Raw genomic sequence first — 21296 nt, 5'->3', positions numbered from 1 at the left:
TTTTTGTTTCATGAATTTTGCAACATGAATTTATTTGGATTTTAATACATTTTATCTTTTTGTTAAAAATTTTTTTTTTCATATTAATTTCATTTTAACAGAATATAATAGTAATATTCACGAATACATTTCAGAGGGAATATGTATGCAATTAGAATGGATCTATCTCATAACAGCTGGTTTTTTAGAAATATCTTGGGCGGTATCGCTTAAATATACAGCCGGTTTTACTGTTCTGCTGCCGTCGCTGTTTACGGCAGCGGCGATGCTGGGCAGTGTGTATCTGCTTGATCTGGCCACGAAGGAGATTCCCATAGGTACTGCCTATGCCGTATGGACAGGGATCGGTGCAGCGGGTACTGCTGTGGCGGGAATTATTCTATTTGGAGAATCTCATGAACTATGGCGGTTTTTTTGTATTTTCCTTATCATTGCAGGAGTTGTGGGACTTAAAATCAACATTGGCGGCTGAACACCGCTTATATATTACTAATGTTTAAGGATGGTGCTTATGGAAAAAATGGCTGTACCCGCGAAGAAGATATTTCAAAAGCAGGAAGATTCATGGGGGTTTGAAAGTTTTACAACGTCTGCCTTACAGGAAGGTTTTTTTCATGATATTTTAACGACAACCAGACCGGTAGGTCCGACAATAACATATGACAATAAAGATTTCATTAATTTTGCCAGTATCAATATTCTTGATTTGCATCAGGAAAAAGATGTGCTTGGGCATTTTCATGAGGCTGCTGATACTTATGGACTGACAACAGGCGGTTCGCGCGTTACACAGGGTGTCTGCAAAGCACACAAAGAGATGGAAACAAAACTTTGTCGGTATGTGGGAAAGCAGCGCGCCATTTCATTTGCCAGCGGACTGTTGGCAAATGTAGGATTTATTAATGCTATGTCTTGTAATTTTCACTTCAGTGAAAGCTGCAATATCAGTAACAGCGATGCAGTTTTTATATTGGACCGTGATTGTCACTGGAGCTTGTGGAAGGCAGCATCGCATTTAAAATTCGGAAAGCAGCTTTTTTCTTTTCGACATAATAATCCGCAAGATCTGGATAAATTATTGAGAAAATTGTCGGTTTCACACACTAAAATAATTGTGATATTTGAAAGTGTATATTCTGCCGATGGGTCTGTTGCACCTATGCGGGAATTGTTTGATGTGTGCGAACGTTATCATGCGCTGAGCTATGTTGATGACGCGAACGGTTTTATGATATACGGTCCTCAAAACCGTCTTTTTGCGGAGGAATTTGCGCAGCTCAGACGTGCTACTTTCGTCATGGTGTCTTTTTCCAAGGCTGTTGGAATGGAAGGCGGCGCTATTGCCGGACCGGAAAATTATATACATGCTTTTGAAGTTCTTTCGGGCACTTCTTTATTTACTGTTGCCATTCAGCCGCCTACAGCCAGTACTATTTGTTATATAATGGATAAATTATCGGCATGTCCGTCAATTATGGACAGTTATCTTGAACGGTCATTGGATCTGCGTAAACGGCTGACCAAGCTCCAATTTGTCTTGAATGATGCATCATCTTATATTATTTCCGTTATTATCGGCAATGATGAAAAAGCCGTGAGTGTATATAATGAATTTCTGCAAGAAAAAATGATCGTACCGATGTTCCGTTATCCCGCAGTGAAACCTGATCATGCACTTATACGAATCATGCTGAATGCTCATCATACGCAGGATCAAATTGACCGCCTGGTTGATGTTCTCAAGCGGCTGCAGAAAAAATATGATTTTTAATTTTTTGCTCAGGAATTGTTGCTTAGTTTAAGATACGCAGCATACTAAAAAAGGGCAGAGTATAGAAATGGCCTCTCTTAAGTCAGTGCTTTAGAACTGACTTGAGAGAGGCCGTTTAGCTTCTTTATGGTGTTTTTATATTTATATATTTTCAGTTTGCAGTGTGTGTACAGCTTCTGCTATCTGCTGCAGCGCTTTTTGCAGCGTATGCCGGGGACAAGCTGCATTGAGGCGCATGTATTGTTCAAGTGTATTACTGAACCAAAAACCATCATCAAGTGCCACTCGGGCCTTATTTACCATAAAATCATGCAGCTGTTTTTGATCAAGACCTAATTGCCTGCAATCCAGAAGAACAAGATATGTCCCCTCCGGATAATTAGGTTTTATAGCCGGAATATTATTTTTGCAATAATCGTTTATATATTTAAAATTGCCCTCAATATATTTTAAAACATTTTCGAGCCAGGCTCTTCCCTGTCTGTAGGCTGCCTCAACGGCCACGAGATTAAAGCAGCTGTTTCTTTTTATGTCCAGCACACCGAGAATGTCATCAAATTTATCACGTTCTTCTTTGGTAGGGAAAATTATTATTGAAGCCTGCAGTCCTGCCAGATTGAATGTTTTGCTCGGTGCCAGGCAGGTAATCGTAATCCGAGACAACAGAGGTGAGATGCTTGCGATAGGCACATGCTTATGCCCGGGAAATACAATGTCTGCATGTATTTCATCGGCTATGATGCGTACCTTGTATTTCAGGCATATTTCGCCTATGCGCTGAAGTTCTTCTCTGGTCCAAACTCTGCCTACGGGATTATGCGGACTGCACAGCAAAAACCATTTAGCACCGTTTTGGGCCTGCTGCTCAAAATCAGCGTAATCCATTTCATAATGTCCGTTTACTTGTTTGAGCGGATTTTCCACTAAGCTGCGATCATTATTTTTGATAACATCAAAAAACGGATAATAAACGGGTGTCTGAATAATTATCTTATCGCCCGGCTGCGTAAAATTCTGAATAAGCATACTGAGCGAGACAACCACACCAAGATTGTGCAGCATGAGCTGCTTTTCCGGTCGCCAACCATGATATTTTTCGAGCCAGTCGCAAACTGCTTCATAATATGAATCAGGTCGTGACGTATAACCGAATATGCCCTGGTCCGCACGTTGCTTTATCGCTTCAATGATTGGCTCTGCTGTTCTGAAATCCATATCGGCTATCCAAAGCGGTATTAAATCACTGCGCCCGAATTTTTGTTTAAGTTCGTCATATTTTGCTGCAAAATTATTTTTTCTATCTATTATTTCATCAAAATTCATATATTTGTCTCTCCGTTTTTATTCTAACGCTTGTTCCAGGTCGCTGATTATATCCTGATAATTTTCTATTCCGACTGAAAGCCGCAGCAACTTATCCGTAATGCCCAGTTTATGACGTATTTCCTCAGGAATATCCGTATGGGTTTGACATGAAGGAAATGTTATCAGACTTTCCACACCGCCCAGGCTTTCCGCAAATTGAATGAATTTGACACTGCTTAGTATTCTGGGTACCAGATCAGGATTATCGACTGCAAAAGAAATTATTCCGCCGCAGCCTGAAGCTTGTTTATTATGGATTTCCCTTCCCGGATGATCTTCCAGTCCGGGGTAATATACATGTTCTATATGCGGTTGACCGTTAAGCCAATAGGCTATTTTTTTCGCATTTTCATTGTGTTTTTCCATACGCAGACCTAAGGTTTTCAAGCCTCTTATCAGAAGCCAGCTGTCACTTGGACTGAGTATATTCCCTGTAGCATTCTGGATAAAACGTATTTTTTCACCGATAGTTTTTTCACGTGTTACGACTATCCCGCACAAAAGGTCATTATGTCCGGCCAGATATTTGGTCCCGCTGTGAAGGACAATATCTGCGCCAAGTTCAATAGGACGTTGAAAATACGGTGTCAAAAAAGTATTGTCTACGATAAGCTGTATTCCACGTTTTTGGCATATAGCCGCAAGTGAAGCTATATCTGTGATTTTCATCATCGGATTAGTAGGCGTTTCTATGAATATGGCTTTTGTATTTTCCTTTATTGCTGACATTACCGATTGCTGTGAACTGGTATCGGCTATGGAAAAACTTATACCGTAATTGATAAAAATCTGGCTGAATAGTCTGTATGTCCCGCCATAGCAGTCATCTGTCAGGATAATGTGATCGCCTGGCTTATATAGCATCAATACAGCTGTGGCAGCAGCCATTCCGGAAGAAAAAGCAAATCCGTCACTGCCGTTTTCTAAAAGGGCCAGTCCGTCCTCTGCTACTTGACGCGTTGGATTTTTGCTTCTGGTGTAGTCAAAACCCGTACTTTTTCCCAGAGCCGGATGGGCAAAAGAAGCAGTATTGTAGATAGGTGTGCTTATCGCTCCGGTTTTTTCGTCAGAATTTATTCCTATATGGACAATTTTGGATTCTAAATCCATGTATAACCCTCCTAAAATATACTAAAAAAGACCCTTCCAAAAGAAGAAGGGTCTTTTCGACGCATCCTCTCATTTTTCAGGATTTCTCCTGCAGGAATTAGCACCTTGCGTAAACGCCGGTTGCTGGGTGTCATCGGGCCAGTCCCTCCACCACTCTAAATAAGAGATAATATATGTTTATTATAAAGCAAAAACGATTAAATGTAAATTTTATTATTTATGAAAATTATTTTTTTACTTCTCCGCCTTCAACAACAAGATCATCGGGGCTGACCGCAGTACCGTACACCGGAGCCAGCGTTTCTTCATAATCCTTGTGGAAGAAATTTTCACCGGCCAGTTTTTTGATGTCGTCATTGATAAAATCAAGCAGTTCTTTATTACCCTTATGCACAGCCGCAGCTATGGTATCGGTGTCACCCAGCGATGTTATGCCAACAGTAAAGCCCTTGTTTTTTAAAGCCCAGGCCAGAACTTCTGTATTATCGGTCGAAAATGCGTCACCGCGTCCATCGACAAGTGCATTGTAGGTTTCGGTATATTGGTCAAATTTCAGGAGATTCACATCAGGATAATGTTTTGTGAAATAAGTTTCGGCAGTAGTTCCCTTGGCGACAATAAGTGTCTTTCCTTTAAGCTGGTCAGGACTGGTTATAAGTGCGCCGTCAGGCGATACCACACCAAGAGCCACTTTCATATATGGCAGTGCAAAATCTACCTGTTCGGCACGTTCCGGCGTAACCGTGAAGTTAGCCAGGATTATGTCCACTTTGCCGGTCTTCAGATACTCGACACGATTAGCCGGTTCGACGGAGACATACTTGACCTTTACTCCCAGATCCTTTGCCAGCCTGTTGCCGAAATATACGTCATAGCCCTGATAATTCCCCTCTTTGTCGATATAACCGAAAGGAGCTTTATCGCTGAATACGCCGACAATGACCTCACCGCTTTTCTTGATTTCGTCCAGCGAACGGAATGCAGTTTCTCCCGAACCCGTACTCTGCTGACTGTCTGTGGCAGCTTCATTCTTGCAGCCGCCCGCAAAAACAGCAGCGGCAATAATTGCAAGTGCGGCCAGCAGTAGATATAATTTCCTGATTCTCATGTTAATTTACCTCTTTTCCTTTGTCTATTGTAAATACCTATTTTACCTTTACAGAATTAAACTTAAAGCTATTTAAAAATTGGCCGGCCCGTTCGGTTCCCGGTTTATCGAAAAACCGTTCCGGAACATTTTCCTCTATGATTTGACCGTCGTCAAAGAAAAAAATACGGTCTGCTACCGCACGGGCAAATGACATTTCATGTGTGACGATCAGCATTGTCATTCCCTGTCTGGTAAGCCCGATTATCACATCAAGGACTTCACGCACCATTTCTGGATCCAGTGATGCGGTTACTTCATCAAAAAGCATTACTTCGGGATTGAGAATAAGTGCCCGGATCATGGCAATACGCTGTTTTTGGCCGCCGGACAGCTGACGGGGGTAGGCAGTTTCCTTATCCGCGAGTCCTACTCTTGCCAGCAGTCTGCGTGCAGCCTGTTCTACTTCGGCTTTCTTCCTGTGCTGCACCTGTATGGCAGCCAAAGTAATATTGTCTATGACCGTCAGATGATTAAAAAGATCATAGCTCTGAAAAACCATACCGATATGCTGGCAGATGACCGCTCTTGATATATTTTTGCCGCTGATGCATTCGTCTTTAAAATAAACGGCGCCGCCGTCAATTGTTTCCAGATGGTTGAGACATCGCAGAAAAGTTGACTTGCCGCAGCCGGAAGGGCCGATGATCACGATAACCTCCCCTTTTTTCACTTCCATGGAAATATCCTTTAAGATGGTATGATCACCGAATGTCTTTTTCAGGTGCTCTATTCTCAGCAGCGTTTTATTTTCCATATTACTCCTTCCACCTTTTTTCCAGGCAGTTTGCCGCCAGTGTCAGCGGCCAGCAGGAAAAAAAGTACAAAAAAAATATTGCGCCGTAAATCCAAAGAGCTGCTGTCGGTGCGGTATAGCGGTTTGCTTCAATGATCTGCTGGCCCACCTTAAGCATCTCGACAACACCGATCAATACAACAAGAGAGGTAGTCATGATCATGCGTGTAGCCAGATTCATCGCCGGCGGTATCAGACGGCGCAGTGCCTGCGGCAGGATAATGAATCGATACAGTTGAATTTTGGAAAATCCCAGTGCCGCACCGCTTTCGTATTGATTCCTGGGTATAGAAATAAGTGCGCTGCGTACCAGATCTCCCATTTCCGCGGTACCCCACAGAATAAATACGATCACAGCTGCTGTAAAGCCTGATAAGTTTATGCCGGCTGCTCTCGTCAAGCCGAAATAGGCTATAAATAAGAGAACCAGCTGAGGCATAATGCGGATAAATTCCAAATAAATGCGGGTAATAAAATGGACGGCAGGGTGGCGCAGGGTCATAAGCATTCCCATAATAGTTCCCAATATGCAGGAAGCAATGATAGTAATGACTGATAGTTTTATGGTGACCAGCAGCCCCAGCAGAAGACGAATGCCGTTTTCACCTTCAAACAATACCCGTATTCCCAAATCCTGCATAACGGATTCTCCTTTCCAGTAACGATGCCAGCAAGGAAACGGGCAGTAAAATAATCAAATAAGAAATAACCAGTAGCAAAAGGGCTTCATCTGTTTTATAGTACAACCCGATAAGATCTTTTGCTACATAGACAAGGTCTGACAGAGCCACAACACTGAAAACAGAAGTTTCCTTGATAAGAAAAATCACGTTGGCGCACAGCGGTGGGATCGATACAGCCAATGCCTGCGGCACTATTACATAACGCATTATCTGCATATGGGAAAAGCCCAGCGCCTCTGCTGCCTCTATCTGGCTTTTAGAAACGGAACTCAGACCTGCTCTGAATGCTTCGGCCATATAGCTGCCGCCCAAAAGGGTGAGACCTGCAATGGCACATGCGGGACCGGAAATATGAATCCCCAGCTTAGGCAGACCGAAATAGAGGAAAAACAGTTGAACCAGAAGAGGTGTGTTGCGAAAGAGTTGCACATAAGCAAAAAACAGCTGAGATAGTACCGGGATTTTTCTGTAACGTACAATACTGACTAAAAGACCGGTCAGTATTGCCATTACTATTCCCGTACAGGCCAGCTGTACTGTAATGACGGCTGCCTTGGCATACATGGGAGCAAATTTTTGGATAAACAATAAATCCAAATGCATCAACTTCTTTCCGTATTCAATAAAAAAGGCCGGACACGATAAGTAAATACCGTGTCCGGCCTTCAATTTTTTTGATCAGCCGACATATATGCTTTTGATTGACAACATATTATCACGCAGTTAATATATTGTCAATCAAAATATCATCGGTTGATGATATTTTAATTATAGTTCTATATTTTCTTTAATAATACAGGATTTTTTCTGAATGATCGCAAGCGTGTTTTTATTTGTACGGTTTATTCCCTATTATTTTACGTTCTGTGTTTTAGCTTCATCGGCTGACAGTACCATATAATTTTCGGGAAGTCCGTATTTTTCAAGAATTGTTTTGAGCGTGCCGTCACTGCGCATTTTTTCCAGTTCACCGTTCACGGCATCAAGCAGATCCTTATCGCCGAAACGTATTGCAGCACCGATTTTCCCTGATGCTTCCGGTGTATATGGACTCAAGATCTGCAAATCAAGTGATGCGTTTTGCTTGAGTGTATAACCGGCAACTATACCGTCCGTTATGCATGCATCGATTTTGCCTGTATTAACTGCCATCATCAATTCAGCTTGACTGTTGAATACTTTAACATCTTTGACCTCGCCGGCATCTTTCCATTTGTTGGCAAGTTCAAGGAATGTCACGCCCTTTTGTCCGCCTATAACTTTGTCTTTAAGATCAGCCTTGCTTTTTATCGGTGAATCTTTTTTTATAACGACAGCTTCGCCTTCTGTATACCAGATATTGGTGAACGATGCTTTCTGCAGACGTTCGGGTTTGATATACATGGCATCAGTAACCATATCTATAGAGCCGTTGTCAAGTTCCACCAGCAGATTTTCAAAAGGAACCTGTTTCATTTCTACCTTTGGGATGTTTAGTCTCTTTGCTATTTCTTCGATTATTTCAGAGTCTACACCGGAAAACTTATTTGTTTTAGTATCCATGTAAGCAAATGGTGCATCATTGGAGGACCCCACTACCAATACGCCTTTTTCGCGTATTTTGGCAAGTGTGTTCCCGTCTCCGGAAGAACTTGAGGCGGATGAGCCGGGAGCAGGCTTTGCATCTTCGGAACCGCAGCCTGCGAGAAGGAAAAGTGAAGATAATACCAGGACAGTAAGGATAAAAAGCTTTTTACAGGAATTTTTCATGATAAACCAGCCTTTCATATTCATTTAAATGATTAAATAATAACTACCTGTTTGAAGAAGACAGTTTGTACTCAATGAATTTTACACAATGTGACAACGGAACACTTAAAATAAGATAGAACAATGCCAGATAAGTGTATGCTTCGATAGTATAAAAGGTTTGCGAGGCAAAAGTCTGTGTACGCAGCAGCAGTTCATTCACGGCAACATAGGCCAGCAGCGAAGTATCCTTGATCATCATGACAAGATAATTTCCCAGTGAGGGTATTATGCTGCGCAGAGCCTGCGGCATTATTATGCGGAACAGAGCTTCATAACGTCCAAAACCCAAAACGAGAGCGGCTTCTGTCTGTCCCTTGTCGATGGATACTATACCGGCACGTATAACTTCCGACATGTAGCAGCCATAATTGACAGCCAGCCCTGCTATGCCGGCAGTGAGCGGATCTATTTGGACATCTGTTTTATAACCCAGCATGGCGGCAAGAAGATTGATAATAAGCGGGACTACATAATAAATATATACGAGCTGCACAAGCAAAGGGGTACCGCGTATAATTTCCAGAAAAACATACAAAAAGGCTTTTACCGGCTTCCAGGCAAAAAGGCGGCCGATAGCAATGAAAATACCGACAATAGTGGCCAGTATAAAACCGAAGATCGTAGCTTCCAAAACAACACCGATACCGTGAATCAGTGATGGTACAAGATATTCTGCCGCTGCAGCAAAATGCAGCTGCGAAAGTAAGTTATTCATAGCTTACACCTCCAAGTACTCTGTTTAAAAATTGCTGTGTACGTTCCTGCTTGGGATGGTTGAATATCTCGGCAGGAAGTCCTTCTTCAACAATATATCCCTTATCCATGAATACGACTCTGTCTGAGACATCTCTTGCAAAGCCCATTTCATGCGTTACCACGACCATAGACATACCGTCTTTTCTAAGATTTTTCATTACGGTAAGCACCTCGCTGACAAGCTCCGGATCAAGGGCGGATGTAGGCTCATCGAAAAGCAGCATCTTTGGCTGCATGGCAAGCGCTCTGGCTATGGCCACACGCTGCTGCTGCCCGCCGGAAAGCTGCGATGGATAAGAGTCTGCTTTGTCGGCAAGTCCGACTTTTTCTAAAAGATTACGTGCGATCTCTTCAGCATCTTTCCGCGCCGTATGTTTGACATGCATCGGTGCATACATAACATTCTTTAGAACGGTAAACATGGGAAACAGATTGAATTTCTGAAAAACCATGCCGACTTCTCTGCGCAGGCGTTTGCTGTCAAGCTTATTGTCAAGTATAGTTCCATTATAGTAAATCTGTCCTCCTGTGGGTTCTTCCAACAGATTCAGGCAGCGTAAAAAGGTGCTTTTGCCGGAACCGGATGGGCCGATGATGCAAATGACTTCACCGTCATCAATCCGCATTGTTATGCTTTTCAACACTTCTGTCTTGCCATAGTTCTTTTTTAGATCAAATATATTGAACATAAACAACCACCTCTTTACAATAGGAGATAGACAGAATCATATTTCGGCAGCAGCCTGAAATTTATAAAAAAAGAGCACTCATCCCCTGGTACAGGGAATGAGCGCCCTTGCTCTGTATATTCTCAATTATTGGGTCTATTCTATCATGTGCCGCCTAAACAAGTCAATGTATATAAGCACAATTTTTGAATAAAATTTTGGTATTCTAGCACAATGAACTAATATATTTAGCTGATATGCCATTAATATATAATAAATATAATTTTTAAATGCTAAATTGTTTTTGAGGAAATACTGACAGCAGGATTTTTATATATATTTTGTAAAAATGTTTCACAGACAGAGCGGCAATGCCGATGATCATATCTGTTCATAGGGAAGTATTTCCGCCAGATATCCTTTTTTGTGCAGAGCTGATTCTATTTCTGCCAGCGCTTCCTGTGAATCTGCAGATACAGTGTGAAAGTGATATCCTGAGGTTATATTCATCAGCGGTGTGGATTTTCCCATCTTTATATCCTGCATGAAATTATTCACGTCACGCCGGCTGTGGATATTAAGCCGGGCGAGCATTTTACCGTATACTCTGTGGTTGATCATAACATCAACTACGGTTCCGCCCAGATCAACTATGGTTTTCAGCTCGTCCTCGGTCTGCTCATTGCTGTGCTGCATTTTTAGAATACGTGTGAACTTGTGTGCAGTGCTGAAGATATACCCTCTGTTTGTTGCCAGCACAGGATATTCCTGTGCTCTTAAAAGAGCAATATCCTGTACGACTACTTGTCTGCTGACACCGGTCAGCTTGCCCAGCGCACCTCCGGACAAAGGTTCATTGGAATTTTTGATAGCATCTATAATGATTTTTCTGCGTTCTTCTCCAGTCATTATTTTTCCTCCCTCTTTGATCAGTGAATTACGCAAGCATAGGCTGACGATCCGAAAGTTTCAAAGAATGTGCAGATTTTTCAGGCTCAAATCTAAAATGGGGGCGGAATGCGTCAGCGCGCCGCTTGATATATAGTCTACACCAACAGACAGTATTTTTTCAATATTTTCTCTTGTTATGTTGCCCGAACATTCCGTTTCGGCCCGTCCTGCGATAAAATCTACAGCTTTTTTCATTTCCTCGGCGGGCATATTATCAAGCATTATTATGTCGGCTCCCGCCCTTACCGCTTCTTTTACCATTTCCATATTTTCCGTCTCTATTTCTATCTTACGGACAAACGGCGCGTATTTTCTTGCCGCGGCAACAACAGCGGATACACTGCCGGCTGCGCCTATATGGTTATCCTTGATCAGAACACCGTCCGATAAATTATAACGGTGATTGAAGCCGCCGCCCACTCTGACAGCGTATTTTTCAAAGATACGCATACACGGTGTAGTTTTTCTCGTATCCAGCAGTTTTGTCCGGCTTCCTTTAAAAAGGGCAGCCACTGAAGCCGTATATGTGGCAATGCCGCTCATTCGCTGGAGATAATTAAGGGCTGTTCTTTCACCGGAAAGGAGCACACGCGCATCACCGGTTATATCGGCGATTTTACTTCCCTTGACTGCACGGCAGCCGTCTTCTGCATAAAAAATTATTTGTGTCAACGGATCAAGCAAATGAAAAACACGTTCAAAAACACAAAGCCCCGCGAGTATACCGTCCTCTTTGCAAATCAATTGTGCAGAAGCTTTTTTGTATACGGGCATGACTGCGTTGGTAGATACATCTTCGCTGCTTATGTCTTCTTCCAGCGCTAATTTTATATATTTGTCGGCAACGGTACGCATTGTAATATCATTCATTATATACATTTCCCCTGGTTTATTCTCTGACTGATTTCCTTAGCGGCACGTTTGGCAAAAACAAGACTTTCAAGCAGGCTGTTGCTCGCCAGTCTGTTTTTCCCATGCACTCCGTTGCAGCTTGTTTCTCCCACTGCAAAAAGATTTGGCATAGTTGTTTCAGAGTTGCTGTCTACATGCACGCCACCCATGAAATAGTGCTGGGCGGGCACTATGGGGATAGGCTCTTTCAGGATGTTATAGCCTTCTTCCAGACATTTTTCATAAATATGCGGAAAGTGTTCTTTGATCACTTTTTCCGGTACTTTTGCAAAGGACATCCAGACATGCTGGGAACCTTCTTTTTGCATTTCCTTGTAAATCGCTGCCGAAACCACATCACGGGGCAGAAGCTCATCTACGAAACGTTCACCGCGGCTGTTGAGCAATACAGCATTTTCCCCACGTGCCGATTCGGATATAAGAAAACTGCGTCCGTTGTTTTTACTATACAAACTGGTCGGATGTATCTGTACATAATCCATATGCTCGAGCGCAACGCCGTGCTCTTTTGCTATACGGCAGCCGTCTCCTGTCAGGTGAGGAAAATTGGTCGAATGTTCATAAAGGCCGCCTATCCCTCCTGTGGCCATGACTACATATGGAGAGGATATAATAAGTTCTTCATCATCCTGCATGGCTTTTATGCCGGTACATATGCCCTTTTTTTCCTGAATATCGGTCATAGTAGTGTATTCAAGAATATCCACGTTGGGCAGCTCTTTTACCTTTTCTAAAAGGACCGTAGTGATTTCTTTGCCGGTGACATCTTCATGAAAGCAAATACGCGGACGTGAATGAGCACCCTCGCGAGTATACTTGAGCGAGCCGTCATTGTTTTTTTCGAAACGCACGCCAAGTTCCAGCAGATCATTGATGATGCTTCGGCTTGAGCTGATCATAATACCGACACTTTCTTTACGGTTTTCATAATGTCCGGCCTTCATCGTATCTTCAAAATAAGCATCATAATCATTTTCGTCATGAAGAACGCATATGCCGCCCTGTGCAAGCATCGAATCACTGCTCGCAACATCACTTTTTGTTATTATAAGTATATTTTTATTGTGCGGCATGTTTAAGGCAGTATAAAGTCCGCCAACACCGCAGCCTGCTATTGCAACATCATATGCTGTTTTTTTCATTGTTGTTTTTCTCCTTATGCCAATTCCAGCATTCTGACCAATGTCCTGCGTGCTGGTTCGATCAGCTCTTCAGCGACATGAACAGAATTACTGCCGTTTTTTAACACTTTGACAACACTGTCCAAAGTATTTAGTTTCATGTTCAGGCATTTGGGAACGGTGTCGGGAAAGTAATAGTTTTTTTTCGCATTTGCCAGTTTCAGTTTATGCATTATGCCGATCTCTGTGGCTATAATAAATTCCGTGTTATGGTTCTGCGCCGCATAATTTAAAATGCCGCTTGTCGAACCTATATAATCGGCAGTGTTTATAATTTCTTCGTTGCACTCGGGATGTGCAAGCACAGCTGCATTCGGATGAGCTTTTTTCAGGGCAAGGATTTCCTGTATACGCATATGTTCATGGATCGGACAAAATCCGTCATTGAAGATAAAGTTTTTTTCTGGTACCTGCATTGCTACATGACGGCCAAGATTTTTATCAGGAATAAATAAAATATTTTTATTTGGCAATTTTTGTACTATATTTACGGCATTGGATGAAGTGACGCATACATCAGAGCATACTTTTGTCTCTGTTGTCGAGTTGATATAGCAGACGACAGCAAGATCTTCAAATTTATTCCTGCACTCTTTTATAAATTCATTGTCAATCATATGTGCCATAAAACAGTCGGCACGATCGTCCGGCATCAGTACGTCTTTTTGCGGATTAAGTATTTTGGCGCATTCACCCATGAATTTTACGCCGGCGAAGACTATCGTGCTGCATTTTATACCGGCGGCAATTTTGCTTAGGTAAAAGGAATCACCAACATAATCGGCCACATCCTGCACTTCGGGTGCTGCATAATAATGTGCCAGGATAACGGCGTTCCTTTGTTTTTTCAGTGCTGTTAGATCTTCATCATTAATCATCGGCTTCTCTCCAATTTGCCTGTCAAAAGTTTGGCAGAAATTATTTATCTGCTTTTCAGATATTAACATGCAGTATAACAGATAATTTTACATGTGACAAGACAGATAAAAAGAAGAAATACCGGAGTTTCTTAAATTCATTTATTAGCTTGATAAGTAAATTTATTTGCGTTATACTATCTTTAATTAAACTTTATTTATATTTTTTTATGTTGTATTAAGATTTTTAAGAAAATTGTATATTTTTTTTATTTTAGAGAGGAGAACTTGTAATGATATGCAGAACAATATTAAATGAAACGTCTTATTTCGGGGAGGGTGCTATAACAAAAATAGCCGATGAAATAAAGAGCCGCGGCTTGAAAAAAATCATGCTTGTTACTGATAAGGATCTGCTGGAATTCAAAGTTGCCACTAAAGTATGCTTTGTTATGGATGATGCGGATATCGCATATGAAATATATGATAAGATAAAGGCAAACCCGACTATCAAAAACGTTACTGAAGGTGTTGAATTTTGCAGAGACTGCAGGGCGGATGCCATTGTGGCTGTGGGCGGCGGCAGTGCAATAGATACGAGCAAAGCGGTTGCTGTTATTATAAAAAATCCTGAATTCGCCGATGTCAGAAGTCTTGAGGGAGCTTCTCCTACGAAACATAAGTGCCTGCCTATTATAGCTGTTTCCACAACTTCAGGAACAGCCGCTGAAGTAACGATAAATTATGTTATCACAGATGAGGAAAAAAATCGTAAATTTGTCTGTACCGATCCCCATGATATTCCAGTTGTTGCCATAATAGATCCGGATATGACAGCATCCATGCCTGCAAAGCTTTGCGCTGCAACGGGCATGGATGCTCTGGTGCATGCTATCGAGGGTTATATAACAAAAGGAGCTTGGGAACTTACTGACATGATGCATTTAAAAGCCATTGAAATAATTTCCCGCTCTCTGCGCGGCTCAGTAAAAGGGGAACCAAAAGGACGGGCGGATATGGCACTTGGCCAATATATAGCAGGCATGGGTTTTTCCAATGTCGGACTCGGGATAGTGCACTCGATGGCCCACCCCCTGAGTGCTGTTTACGATACACCGCATGGTGTTGCCTGTGCGATGCTGCTCACACCTGTTCTTAAATTCAATGCTGAGGCGACCGGTGAAAAATATCGTGCAGTGGCGAAAGCTATGGGCGTGAAAAAAACGAAGGATATGAGTATAAAAGAGGCCCGCAAAGAGTGTATCGCCGCAGTGGAAAAACTCAGCGCCGATGTCGGTATCCCGCAAAAACTGAGTGAGCTGGGAATCAAGGAGAAAGACATAAAGTTCCTTGCAGAATCGGCAATGGCGGATGCCTGTACACCAGGCAATCCTCGGGACGCTTCACTTAAAGAAATAGAAAATCTATATAGATCAATATTGTAATTTTCGATCATAAAACAACATTTAAAAAAAGCTTTAGAAATAATATCATAAAAAGTTTTAAATTGTTTTTAATTTTAAGATACGCATATAAATGAATTTTTTTGTAATTTTGTATACAAAATTACTTGCCAAAGTTATTTTCATGTGCTATTGTATAAAGCATACGAAAAATGCGTTGCAAAGGAATAGTAATACCTGCAAAAACTACCAGAGAGTTGCTGTGCGGTGAAAAGCAATAGTCTGACCAGGTATGAACTCGCCTTGAAGCAGCTGGCTGAAATGATACAGAGTAGGTGCAGACGGGGATCCGGCCGTTAAAACGGAAAGATATAACATCACGTTTTTAGTGATGCGTATCTGTAAAAGTGCATACCGTTTTTTTACGGTGTGAATTTGAGTGGTACCGCGAAAGCATAGCCTTTCGTCTCTTGCAAAGAGACGAAAGGCTTTTTTATTTGTAAAAATTTCTTTTGCCAAAGAGTGCAGCCGAAACCTCACCATCGCTGCACAACTTTAGCCAAGCCTGTTTTGCATATGCGTATACACCCCCGCCAGAGGTGTAGCATCCGTGTATTCAAATGCCTGTCTGCACCTGTTGATCAGAAATTTTTCGTAATAAATTCCTGCTGGAATCACAAGACGGTGCATTTTTCAGAAATATTTTAGGAGGATCTAATCATGTCGAAAATGAACGTCGAAAAGTATACAAAAAACTATTTTATGCCTCCGCAAATTGATATGAGCTGGGCTTTTAAAGAACATCCCGGCAAGGCACCTGTCTGGTGCAGTGTTGATTTGCGCGATGGCAATCAGGCACTTGTGATTCCTATGAGTCTTGATGAAAAGATAGAATTTTACAAAATGCTTTTAAAAATTGGATTTAAGGAAATTGAAGTAGGTTTTCCTGCGGCTTCAGAAACAGAGTATGAATTTCTTCGTACACTTGTCGAAAAAGACCTTATCCCCGACGATGTCACAGTGCAGGTATTGACACAGGCACGCGAGCATATAATAAAGAGGACTTTTGAGGCATTGGATGGTGTGAAGAATGCCGTTGTTCATGTTTATAATTCTACCTCCGTGGCTCAGCGGGAACAAGTTTTTAAGAAATCCAGAGAAAATATAAAAAAAATAGCTGTCAATGGTGCTGTAATGCTTAAAGAACTTACTGAAGCAGCGGGACAGAGCTATCGCTTTGAATACTCTCCCGAAAGTTTCACAGGAACGGAAGTGGATTATGCCTGCGAGGTCTGCAATGCTGTTTTAGATATATGGCAGCCCACAGCTGACAAAAAATCCATCATAAATCTTCCGTCTACTGTGCAAATGTCCATGCCTCATATTTATGCGGCTCAGATCGCTTATATGTCACAAAATCTTAAATATCGTGATAATGTAGTTTTATCTCTGCATCCGCATAATGACCGAGGCACCGGTGTGGCGGATTCGGAAATGGGACTTTTGGCGGGTGCTGACAGAATAGAAGGTACGCTTTTCGGCAATGGTGAACGCACCGGCAATGCCGATATTGTCACCATTGCGATGAATATGGCGGCGCTGGGGATAGATCCGCAGCTTGATTTCAGCAATATGCCGGAAATAATAAATCTGTATGAAAGCGTGACACGCATGCACGTATATGACCGGCAGCCTTATTCAGGGAGTCTTGTTTTTGCCGCATTTTCCGGTTCACATCAGGATGCCATAGCCAAGGGAATGAAATGGCGGGAAAAAGAAAAACCGGCTCATTGGACGGTTCCTTATCTGCTGATAGATCCAAAGGATATCGGCAGGGAATACGACGGAGATGTTATCCGGATCAATAGTCAGTCCGGTAAAGGCGGCGTGGCTTATATAATGGAACAGAAGTACGGTCTTGATATGCCGAAAAAGATGCGCGAGGATTTCGGTTACTGTGTTAAGGATATTTCGGATCGAAAGCATAAGGAGCTTCTGCCGGATGAAATTTATAAAATATTTCATGATTTTTACGTTAACATCGAAGCCCCGCTTTCTCTTATTGATTTTAAACTCAATAAAACAGCGGATGGAATGCGGAACGGAACAGTACACTTATATATCAACGGCAATGAAAAACGTCTGTCTGCGCAAGGCAACGGCAGGCTTGATGCTGTCAGCAACGCCTTACAGAAAGAGCTTAAAATCAATTACAGCAATTTGATCTACAGTGAGCATGCCATGGAGATCGGTTCAAGTTCAAGGGCAATGGCGTATATAGGCATAACTGGAGAAAACGGCAAAAATGTATGGGGTGCAGGTATGGATACTGACATAATAACAGCGTCAGTCAAAGCGCTGATAAGCGCAGTCAATAAATTGCTGTAAGCGGAAAATTGTGCAGTTAAATTTTTATTCTAAGGGATATTTTTCCAAATAACATATTTTATTGGACATCATATACTGCTTGTTATTATAATTTTCGGATTACAATTTTACATGCGGTTTACTATAAAACTAAGAGCATATTCTTTTAATTATTTAAAAATGCATCTTGACAAATTATTTTTAAAATAATAGAATGAATGGCATAGCATTTTAGTGCTTATAGAACAATAAAATATATCCACAATAAATTTTATGAAGAGAAAGAGTATGTGCTCATTCGTTTCCCAGAGAGTCAGCGGCCGGTGCAAGCTGATAAACGAATTTTTACAGAAAATCATCTCTGAAAAGCAATGCTGAAAAAAGTAAGCAAAGACGTCTTTCCCACGTTACAGGGAACGCGTATGTCAGTACGTTGTGAGTGCATTTATCGTCAGTGATAAATGAATCAGGGTGGTATCGCGGAAAAATCCGTCCCTTTCTTTGGGGGACGGATTTTGTTGTATAGGAAAGTAAACGCAGCGGCAGTTGATATCGGTTTTTCTGTTCTTTTGGATCATCCATATAATTTTAGGGGGACTATAATAATGAAGGCTTTCAGTTTGTTCAGCAATTTTATGACTAAATATATGTCAGCGCTTGTTCTGCTCATTGCCATTATAGCATTACTGCAGCCTTGGACATTTAAATGGGCTGCCCAATATGTGACATATCTTTTAGGAATCGTAATGTTCGGTATGGGGATGACACTGCGCTGGGAGGATTTTTCTTTGGTTTTTAAGCGTCCGCGGGATGTTTTTATAGGCTCACTGGCTCATTTTACCATAATGCCGGCGCTGGCCTGGGGTCTTGCCAAAGCTTTTGGGCTTCCGCCGGAACTGGCTGTCGGTGTCATTCTGGTCGGGACCTGTCCGAGCGGCACATCTTCGAATGTAATGACTTTTCTTGCGAGGGGGGACGTTGCGCTGTCTGTGGCCATAGGTATTGCCACGACGGTCTTGGCGCCATTTATTACTCCGCTGCTTACGTGGTATCTTGTAGGTGCATGGGTATCTATTTCTCTCGGTGCTATGTTTTTGTCCATTTTTCAGGTAGTTGTCGTACCTATCGCATTGGGTATTGTAGTCAACAGGCTTTTCGGCGGATTCGTGCAGAACGCAGTGAAAGTGCTGCCGCTTATTTCTGTACTGGCTATTATGCTGATAGTTGGCGCTGTTGTTGCTGTGAGTGCACAAAAAATCATTCAAACGGGACTGTTGATCATAGGCATTGTAATAATTCATAACTTATGCGGTTATACACTCGGTTATTGCGCCGCCAGAATCGCCGGTTTCGATTTTGCAAAACAGAAAGCCGTTATGTTTGAAGTCGGTATGCAAAACAGCGGGTTGGCAACTTCCTTGGCTCTTATGCATTTCAGTGCAGCAGCGGCGATCCCGGGTGCCATTTTCAGTGTATGGCATAATATTTCCGGCTCACTGCTGGCAAATCGTTTGGCCTCAAAGGCGGAAGACGAAGTAAAAACGGATATTTCCAAAGCGCGAAAAAACACTATTAACGCATGATCGTCATCGTCTGAATATATATATATTATTTGGAATTGTAAAGGAGAGTTAAGTTTATGAGAAGTGATTTAGCAAAAAAAGGACCTGAACGTGCAGCACACAGAGCATTATTCTACGCTATGGGGTATGGTCCGGAGGATTTAAAGAAACCGATGATCGGCATCGTCAATTCATTCAATGAAATCGTTCCCGGACATATTCATTTGCGCACTATTGCCGAAGCGGCAAAGCTGGGAGTTGCGGCGGCCGGCGGTATGCCTGTGGAGTTTCCTGCAATTGCTGTTTGTGACGGTATAGCAATGGGACACCAGGGAATGAAATTTTCGCTTGCCAGCCGTGAATTGATCGCTGATTCCATCGAGGCTGTGGCATCCGGACATGCTTTCGACGGACTTGTGATGATCCCCAACTGTGATAAAGTAGTTCCGGGAATGCTGATGGCGGCAGCCAGACTGAATATCCCCTGTGTTGTCGTAAGCGGAGGACCTATGCTCGCAGGACGCCACAATGGGCAGGACGTCAGTGTCAGTACTACCTTTGAAGCTGCCGGTAAATTTGCCGCGGGTAAAATGGATGCTGCCGAAATGGCTTCTCTGGAGGCTGATGCCTGTCCCGGCTGCGGTTCCTGTTCCGGTCTTTTTACAGCAAATACGATGAATTGCCTGACAGAGGTTCTTGGTATGGGTCTTCCGGGAAACGGCACGGTTCCCGCCGCATATTTCGGACAGCGCCGTCTTTTGGCAAAAAGAGCGGGAGAAATCATTCTTGATTTGGTGAAAAAAGATATCAAACCGCGCGATATAATGACAAAAAAAGCTTTTGAAAATGCCATAACCGTAGATATGGGGATAGGCGGTTCATCAAATACTGTGCTGCATATTACCGCCATCGCACATGAAGCCGGTATTACGCTGCCGGCACCGCTCTTTGATGAAATAAGCGCACATACGCCATATATAACGAAGCTGAGCCCGGGCGGCACGCATCATATGCAGGATCTTAACGAAGCCGGCGGAATATGCGCCGTAATGAATGAATTGGCCAAAAAGAATATTCTTCATCTCGATGCTTTGACTGTTGACGGCACTATCGGCAGCAGGATTAAAAATGCTTGCATAAAGCGGCAGGATGTCATAAAAACAGTGGATGCTCCTTATCGTAAAACGGGCGGTATTGCTATTTTAAAGGGAAATCTGGCACCGGACTATGCAGTTGTCAAGGAAAGTGCGGTTACCGAGGATATGCTTCATTATAAAGGAACAGCAAGAGTATTCAATTCGGAAGAGGACGCCATAGCAGCTATAATCGGTAAAAAGATTAAAAACGGCGATGTTGTAGTCATCCGTTACGAAGGACCGAAAGGTGGTCCGGGAATGCGTGAAATGCTTAATCCTACAGCTGTTATCACCGGTATGGGGCTGAAGGTTGCTCTGATCACCGACGGCAGATTTTCCGGGGCTACACGCGGCGCATGTATAGGGCATGTATCACCGGAAGCCATGGCTGGAGGGACTATAGCCATGGTCAAAGATGGTGACACGATCAGCATTGATATCCCCGGACGTAAATTAGAGCTGCTCATTGATGATGCTGAAATGGACAAGCGCAAGGCCGCATGGACAAAACCAGAGCCAAAAGTAAAAACAGGTTATTTGTCACGCTATGCCAAACTTACGACTTCAGCAAGTACAGGTGCCGTTCTTGCTTGATATATAAATATCATTTTATCTTATACAATGTAATAAAAACCCGGGGAAAATCTCATTGTGAGTTTCCCCGGGTTTTTATATAGCTGATTGATGATATAAATGGAGAATACTATTCAGGGTAACCCGCTCTGATACTCACCGCTTGCAGAAGCGGGAGTATCAGAGCGGGTTAGTCATCAGATAAAAGAGGATTATTTATTGTTTGTACTCAGACTGCAGGCATATATAAGTCCAATGCATATTGCA

The 21296-nt window shown here is 42.5% G+C and carries 19 protein-coding genes, 1 riboswitch and 2 other annotated features; of the genes, 6 read left to right on the top strand and 13 right to left on the bottom strand.

The window, feature by feature from the left end; all coding sequences use genetic code 11:
• Positions 1-145: 145 nt before the first annotated feature.
• Both NXG61_RS02465 and NXG61_RS02460 read left to right on the top strand, forming a co-directional pair.
• Positions 146-472, top strand: coding sequence for a DMT family transporter (locus NXG61_RS02465; RefSeq protein WP_196604377.1), 327 nt, complete (start codon positions 146-148; stop codon positions 470-472).
• 39 nt (positions 473-511) lie between these two features.
• On the top strand, positions 512-1771 hold the full coding sequence (locus tag NXG61_RS02460; protein ID WP_307223671.1) for an aminotransferase class I/II-fold pyridoxal phosphate-dependent enzyme: 1260 nt from the start codon (positions 512-514) through the stop codon (positions 1769-1771).
• A 141-nt stretch (positions 1772-1912) separates the two neighbouring features.
• Here NXG61_RS02460 and NXG61_RS02455 read toward each other — a convergent pair whose 3' ends face one another.
• From NXG61_RS02455 to nadA, 13 genes are all read right to left on the bottom strand, one after another.
• Positions 1913-3094 (bottom strand): MalY/PatB family protein, encoded by a 1182-nt coding sequence (locus tag NXG61_RS02455; RefSeq protein WP_307223673.1) that lies wholly within the window; start codon positions 3092-3094, stop codon positions 1913-1915.
• Between the two features lie 18 nt (positions 3095-3112).
• Entirely contained in the window at positions 3113-4246 is a 1134-nt protein-coding gene (locus tag NXG61_RS02450) for a trans-sulfuration enzyme family protein (protein ID WP_196604380.1), read from the bottom strand.
• Positions 4247-4312: 66 nt separating this feature from the next.
• A riboswitch (SAM riboswitch) is annotated at positions 4313-4412 on the bottom strand.
• Between the two features lie 60 nt (positions 4413-4472).
• The gene (locus tag NXG61_RS02445) at positions 4473-5354 is read right to left on the bottom strand and encodes a cysteine ABC transporter substrate-binding protein (protein WP_196604381.1); all 882 of its coding nucleotides are present in this window, start codon (positions 5352-5354) and stop codon (positions 4473-4475) included.
• 37 nt (positions 5355-5391) lie between these two features.
• Positions 5392-6135, bottom strand: coding sequence for an amino acid ABC transporter ATP-binding protein (locus tag NXG61_RS02440; RefSeq protein WP_231038569.1), 744 nt, complete (start codon positions 6133-6135; stop codon positions 5392-5394).
• Positions 6136-6151: 16 nt separating this feature from the next.
• Positions 6152-6829, bottom strand: coding sequence for an amino acid ABC transporter permease (locus NXG61_RS02435; RefSeq protein WP_196604383.1), 678 nt, complete (start codon positions 6827-6829; stop codon positions 6152-6154).
• Positions 6798-7475, bottom strand: a complete 678-nt coding sequence (locus NXG61_RS02430; RefSeq protein WP_196604384.1) for an amino acid ABC transporter permease — start codon at positions 7473-7475, stop codon at positions 6798-6800. The genes NXG61_RS02435 and NXG61_RS02430 overlap by 32 nt, the downstream gene beginning before the upstream one ends.
• 249 nt (positions 7476-7724) lie before the next feature.
• A complete protein-coding gene (locus tag NXG61_RS02425; RefSeq protein ID WP_196604385.1) occupies positions 7725-8621 on the bottom strand; it encodes an ABC transporter substrate-binding protein in 897 nt (298 codons plus the stop codon).
• 43 nt (positions 8622-8664) lie between these two features.
• A complete protein-coding gene (locus tag NXG61_RS02420; protein ID WP_196604386.1) occupies positions 8665-9378 on the bottom strand; it encodes an amino acid ABC transporter permease in 714 nt (237 codons plus the stop codon).
• A complete protein-coding gene (locus tag NXG61_RS02415; protein WP_196604387.1) occupies positions 9371-10108 on the bottom strand; it encodes an amino acid ABC transporter ATP-binding protein in 738 nt (245 codons plus the stop codon). Before NXG61_RS02415 ends, NXG61_RS02420 begins: the two co-directional genes overlap by 8 nt.
• A 360-nt stretch (positions 10109-10468) precedes the next feature.
• Positions 10469-10996, bottom strand: coding sequence for a transcription repressor NadR (locus tag NXG61_RS02410; RefSeq protein WP_307223680.1), 528 nt, complete (start codon positions 10994-10996; stop codon positions 10469-10471).
• 60 nt (positions 10997-11056) lie between these two features.
• Positions 11057-11908 (bottom strand): carboxylating nicotinate-nucleotide diphosphorylase, encoded by an 852-nt coding sequence (gene nadC / locus NXG61_RS02405; protein ID WP_307223682.1) that lies wholly within the window; start codon positions 11906-11908, stop codon positions 11057-11059.
• Positions 11908-13092, bottom strand: a complete 1185-nt coding sequence (locus NXG61_RS02400; RefSeq protein ID WP_307223684.1) for an L-aspartate oxidase — start codon at positions 13090-13092, stop codon at positions 11908-11910. Before NXG61_RS02400 ends, nadC begins: the two co-directional genes overlap by 1 nt.
• A 14-nt stretch (positions 13093-13106) precedes the next feature.
• Complete coding sequence (gene nadA, locus NXG61_RS02395) at positions 13107-14009, bottom strand: quinolinate synthase NadA (RefSeq protein ID WP_196604391.1); 903 nt, start codon at positions 14007-14009, stop codon at positions 13107-13109.
• Positions 14010-14281: 272 nt separating this feature from the next.
• Between nadA and fucO the strand changes: the two genes are divergently transcribed.
• The 4 genes from fucO to ilvD all read left to right on the top strand — a co-directional run bounded on the left by fucO (position 14282) and on the right by ilvD (position 21050).
• A complete protein-coding gene (gene fucO, locus NXG61_RS02390; protein WP_307223687.1) occupies positions 14282-15433 on the top strand; it encodes a lactaldehyde reductase in 1152 nt (383 codons plus the stop codon).
• A gap of 166 nt (positions 15434-15599) precedes the next feature.
• Positions 15600-15865, top strand: a binding site (T-box leader).
• Positions 15866-16120: 255 nt separating this feature from the next.
• Positions 16121-17779, top strand: a complete 1659-nt coding sequence (locus NXG61_RS02385) for a 2-isopropylmalate synthase (RefSeq protein WP_307223708.1) — start codon at positions 16121-16123, stop codon at positions 17777-17779.
• Positions 17780-18022: 243 nt separating this feature from the next.
• Positions 18023-18258: a binding site (T-box leader), on the top strand.
• A 105-nt stretch (positions 18259-18363) separates the two neighbouring features.
• Positions 18364-19341, top strand: coding sequence for a bile acid:sodium symporter family protein (locus tag NXG61_RS02380; protein WP_196604500.1), 978 nt, complete (start codon positions 18364-18366; stop codon positions 19339-19341).
• A 56-nt stretch (positions 19342-19397) separates the two neighbouring features.
• A complete protein-coding gene (ilvD, locus tag NXG61_RS02375; protein WP_307223689.1) occupies positions 19398-21050 on the top strand; it encodes a dihydroxy-acid dehydratase in 1653 nt (550 codons plus the stop codon).
• Positions 21051-21296: the final 246 nt, after the last annotated feature.

The organism is Pectinatus haikarae, assembly GCF_050916305.1.
In the GTDB taxonomy this organism is placed as follows: domain Bacteria; phylum Bacillota; class Negativicutes; order Selenomonadales; family Selenomonadaceae; genus Pectinatus; species Pectinatus haikarae.
Note: the sequence above shows the minus strand (reverse complement) of the source record. Positions and strands in the feature narration are given on the sequence as shown.

What these genes read in the sequence shown, in the direction of transcription:
- NXG61_RS02465 (WP_196604377.1), top strand. Translation starts at nt 146, where the DNA reads ATGCAATTAGAATGGATCTATCTCATAACAGCTGGTTTTTTAGAAATA.
- NXG61_RS02460 (WP_307223671.1), top strand. Translation starts at nt 512, where the DNA reads ATGGAAAAAATGGCTGTACCCGCGAAGAAGATATTTCAAAAGCAGGAA.
- NXG61_RS02455 (WP_307223673.1), bottom strand. Translation starts at nt 3,094, where the DNA reads ATGAATTTTGATGAAATAATAGATAGAAAAAATAATTTTGCAGCAAAA.
- NXG61_RS02450 (WP_196604380.1), bottom strand. Translation starts at nt 4,246, where the DNA reads ATGGATTTAGAATCCAAAATTGTCCATATAGGAATAAATTCTGACGAA.
- NXG61_RS02445 (WP_196604381.1), bottom strand. Translation starts at nt 5,354, where the DNA reads ATGAGAATCAGGAAATTATATCTACTGCTGGCCGCACTTGCAATTATT.
- NXG61_RS02435 (WP_196604383.1), bottom strand. Translation starts at nt 6,829, where the DNA reads ATGCAGGATTTGGGAATACGGGTATTGTTTGAAGGTGAAAACGGCATT.
- NXG61_RS02430 (WP_196604384.1), bottom strand. Translation starts at nt 7,475, where the DNA reads ATGCATTTGGATTTATTGTTTATCCAAAAATTTGCTCCCATGTATGCC.
- NXG61_RS02425 (WP_196604385.1), bottom strand. Translation starts at nt 8,621, where the DNA reads ATGAAAAATTCCTGTAAAAAGCTTTTTATCCTTACTGTCCTGGTATTA.
- NXG61_RS02420 (WP_196604386.1), bottom strand. Translation starts at nt 9,378, where the DNA reads ATGAATAACTTACTTTCGCAGCTGCATTTTGCTGCAGCGGCAGAATAT.
- NXG61_RS02415 (WP_196604387.1), bottom strand. Translation starts at nt 10,108, where the DNA reads ATGTTCAATATATTTGATCTAAAAAAGAACTATGGCAAGACAGAAGTG.
- NXG61_RS02410 (WP_307223680.1), bottom strand. Translation starts at nt 10,996, where the DNA reads ATGACTGGAGAAGAACGCAGAAAAATCATTATAGATGCTATCAAAAAT.
- nadC (WP_307223682.1), bottom strand. Translation starts at nt 11,908, where the DNA reads ATGAATGATATTACAATGCGTACCGTTGCCGACAAATATATAAAATTA.
- NXG61_RS02400 (WP_307223684.1), bottom strand. Translation starts at nt 13,092, where the DNA reads ATGAAAAAAACAGCATATGATGTTGCAATAGCAGGCTGCGGTGTTGGC.
- nadA (WP_196604391.1), bottom strand. Translation starts at nt 14,009, where the DNA reads ATGATTAATGATGAAGATCTAACAGCACTGAAAAAACAAAGGAACGCC.
- fucO (WP_307223687.1), top strand. Translation starts at nt 14,282, where the DNA reads ATGATATGCAGAACAATATTAAATGAAACGTCTTATTTCGGGGAGGGT.
- NXG61_RS02385 (WP_307223708.1), top strand. Translation starts at nt 16,121, where the DNA reads ATGAACGTCGAAAAGTATACAAAAAACTATTTTATGCCTCCGCAAATT.
- NXG61_RS02380 (WP_196604500.1), top strand. Translation starts at nt 18,364, where the DNA reads ATGAAGGCTTTCAGTTTGTTCAGCAATTTTATGACTAAATATATGTCA.
- ilvD (WP_307223689.1), top strand. Translation starts at nt 19,398, where the DNA reads ATGAGAAGTGATTTAGCAAAAAAAGGACCTGAACGTGCAGCACACAGA.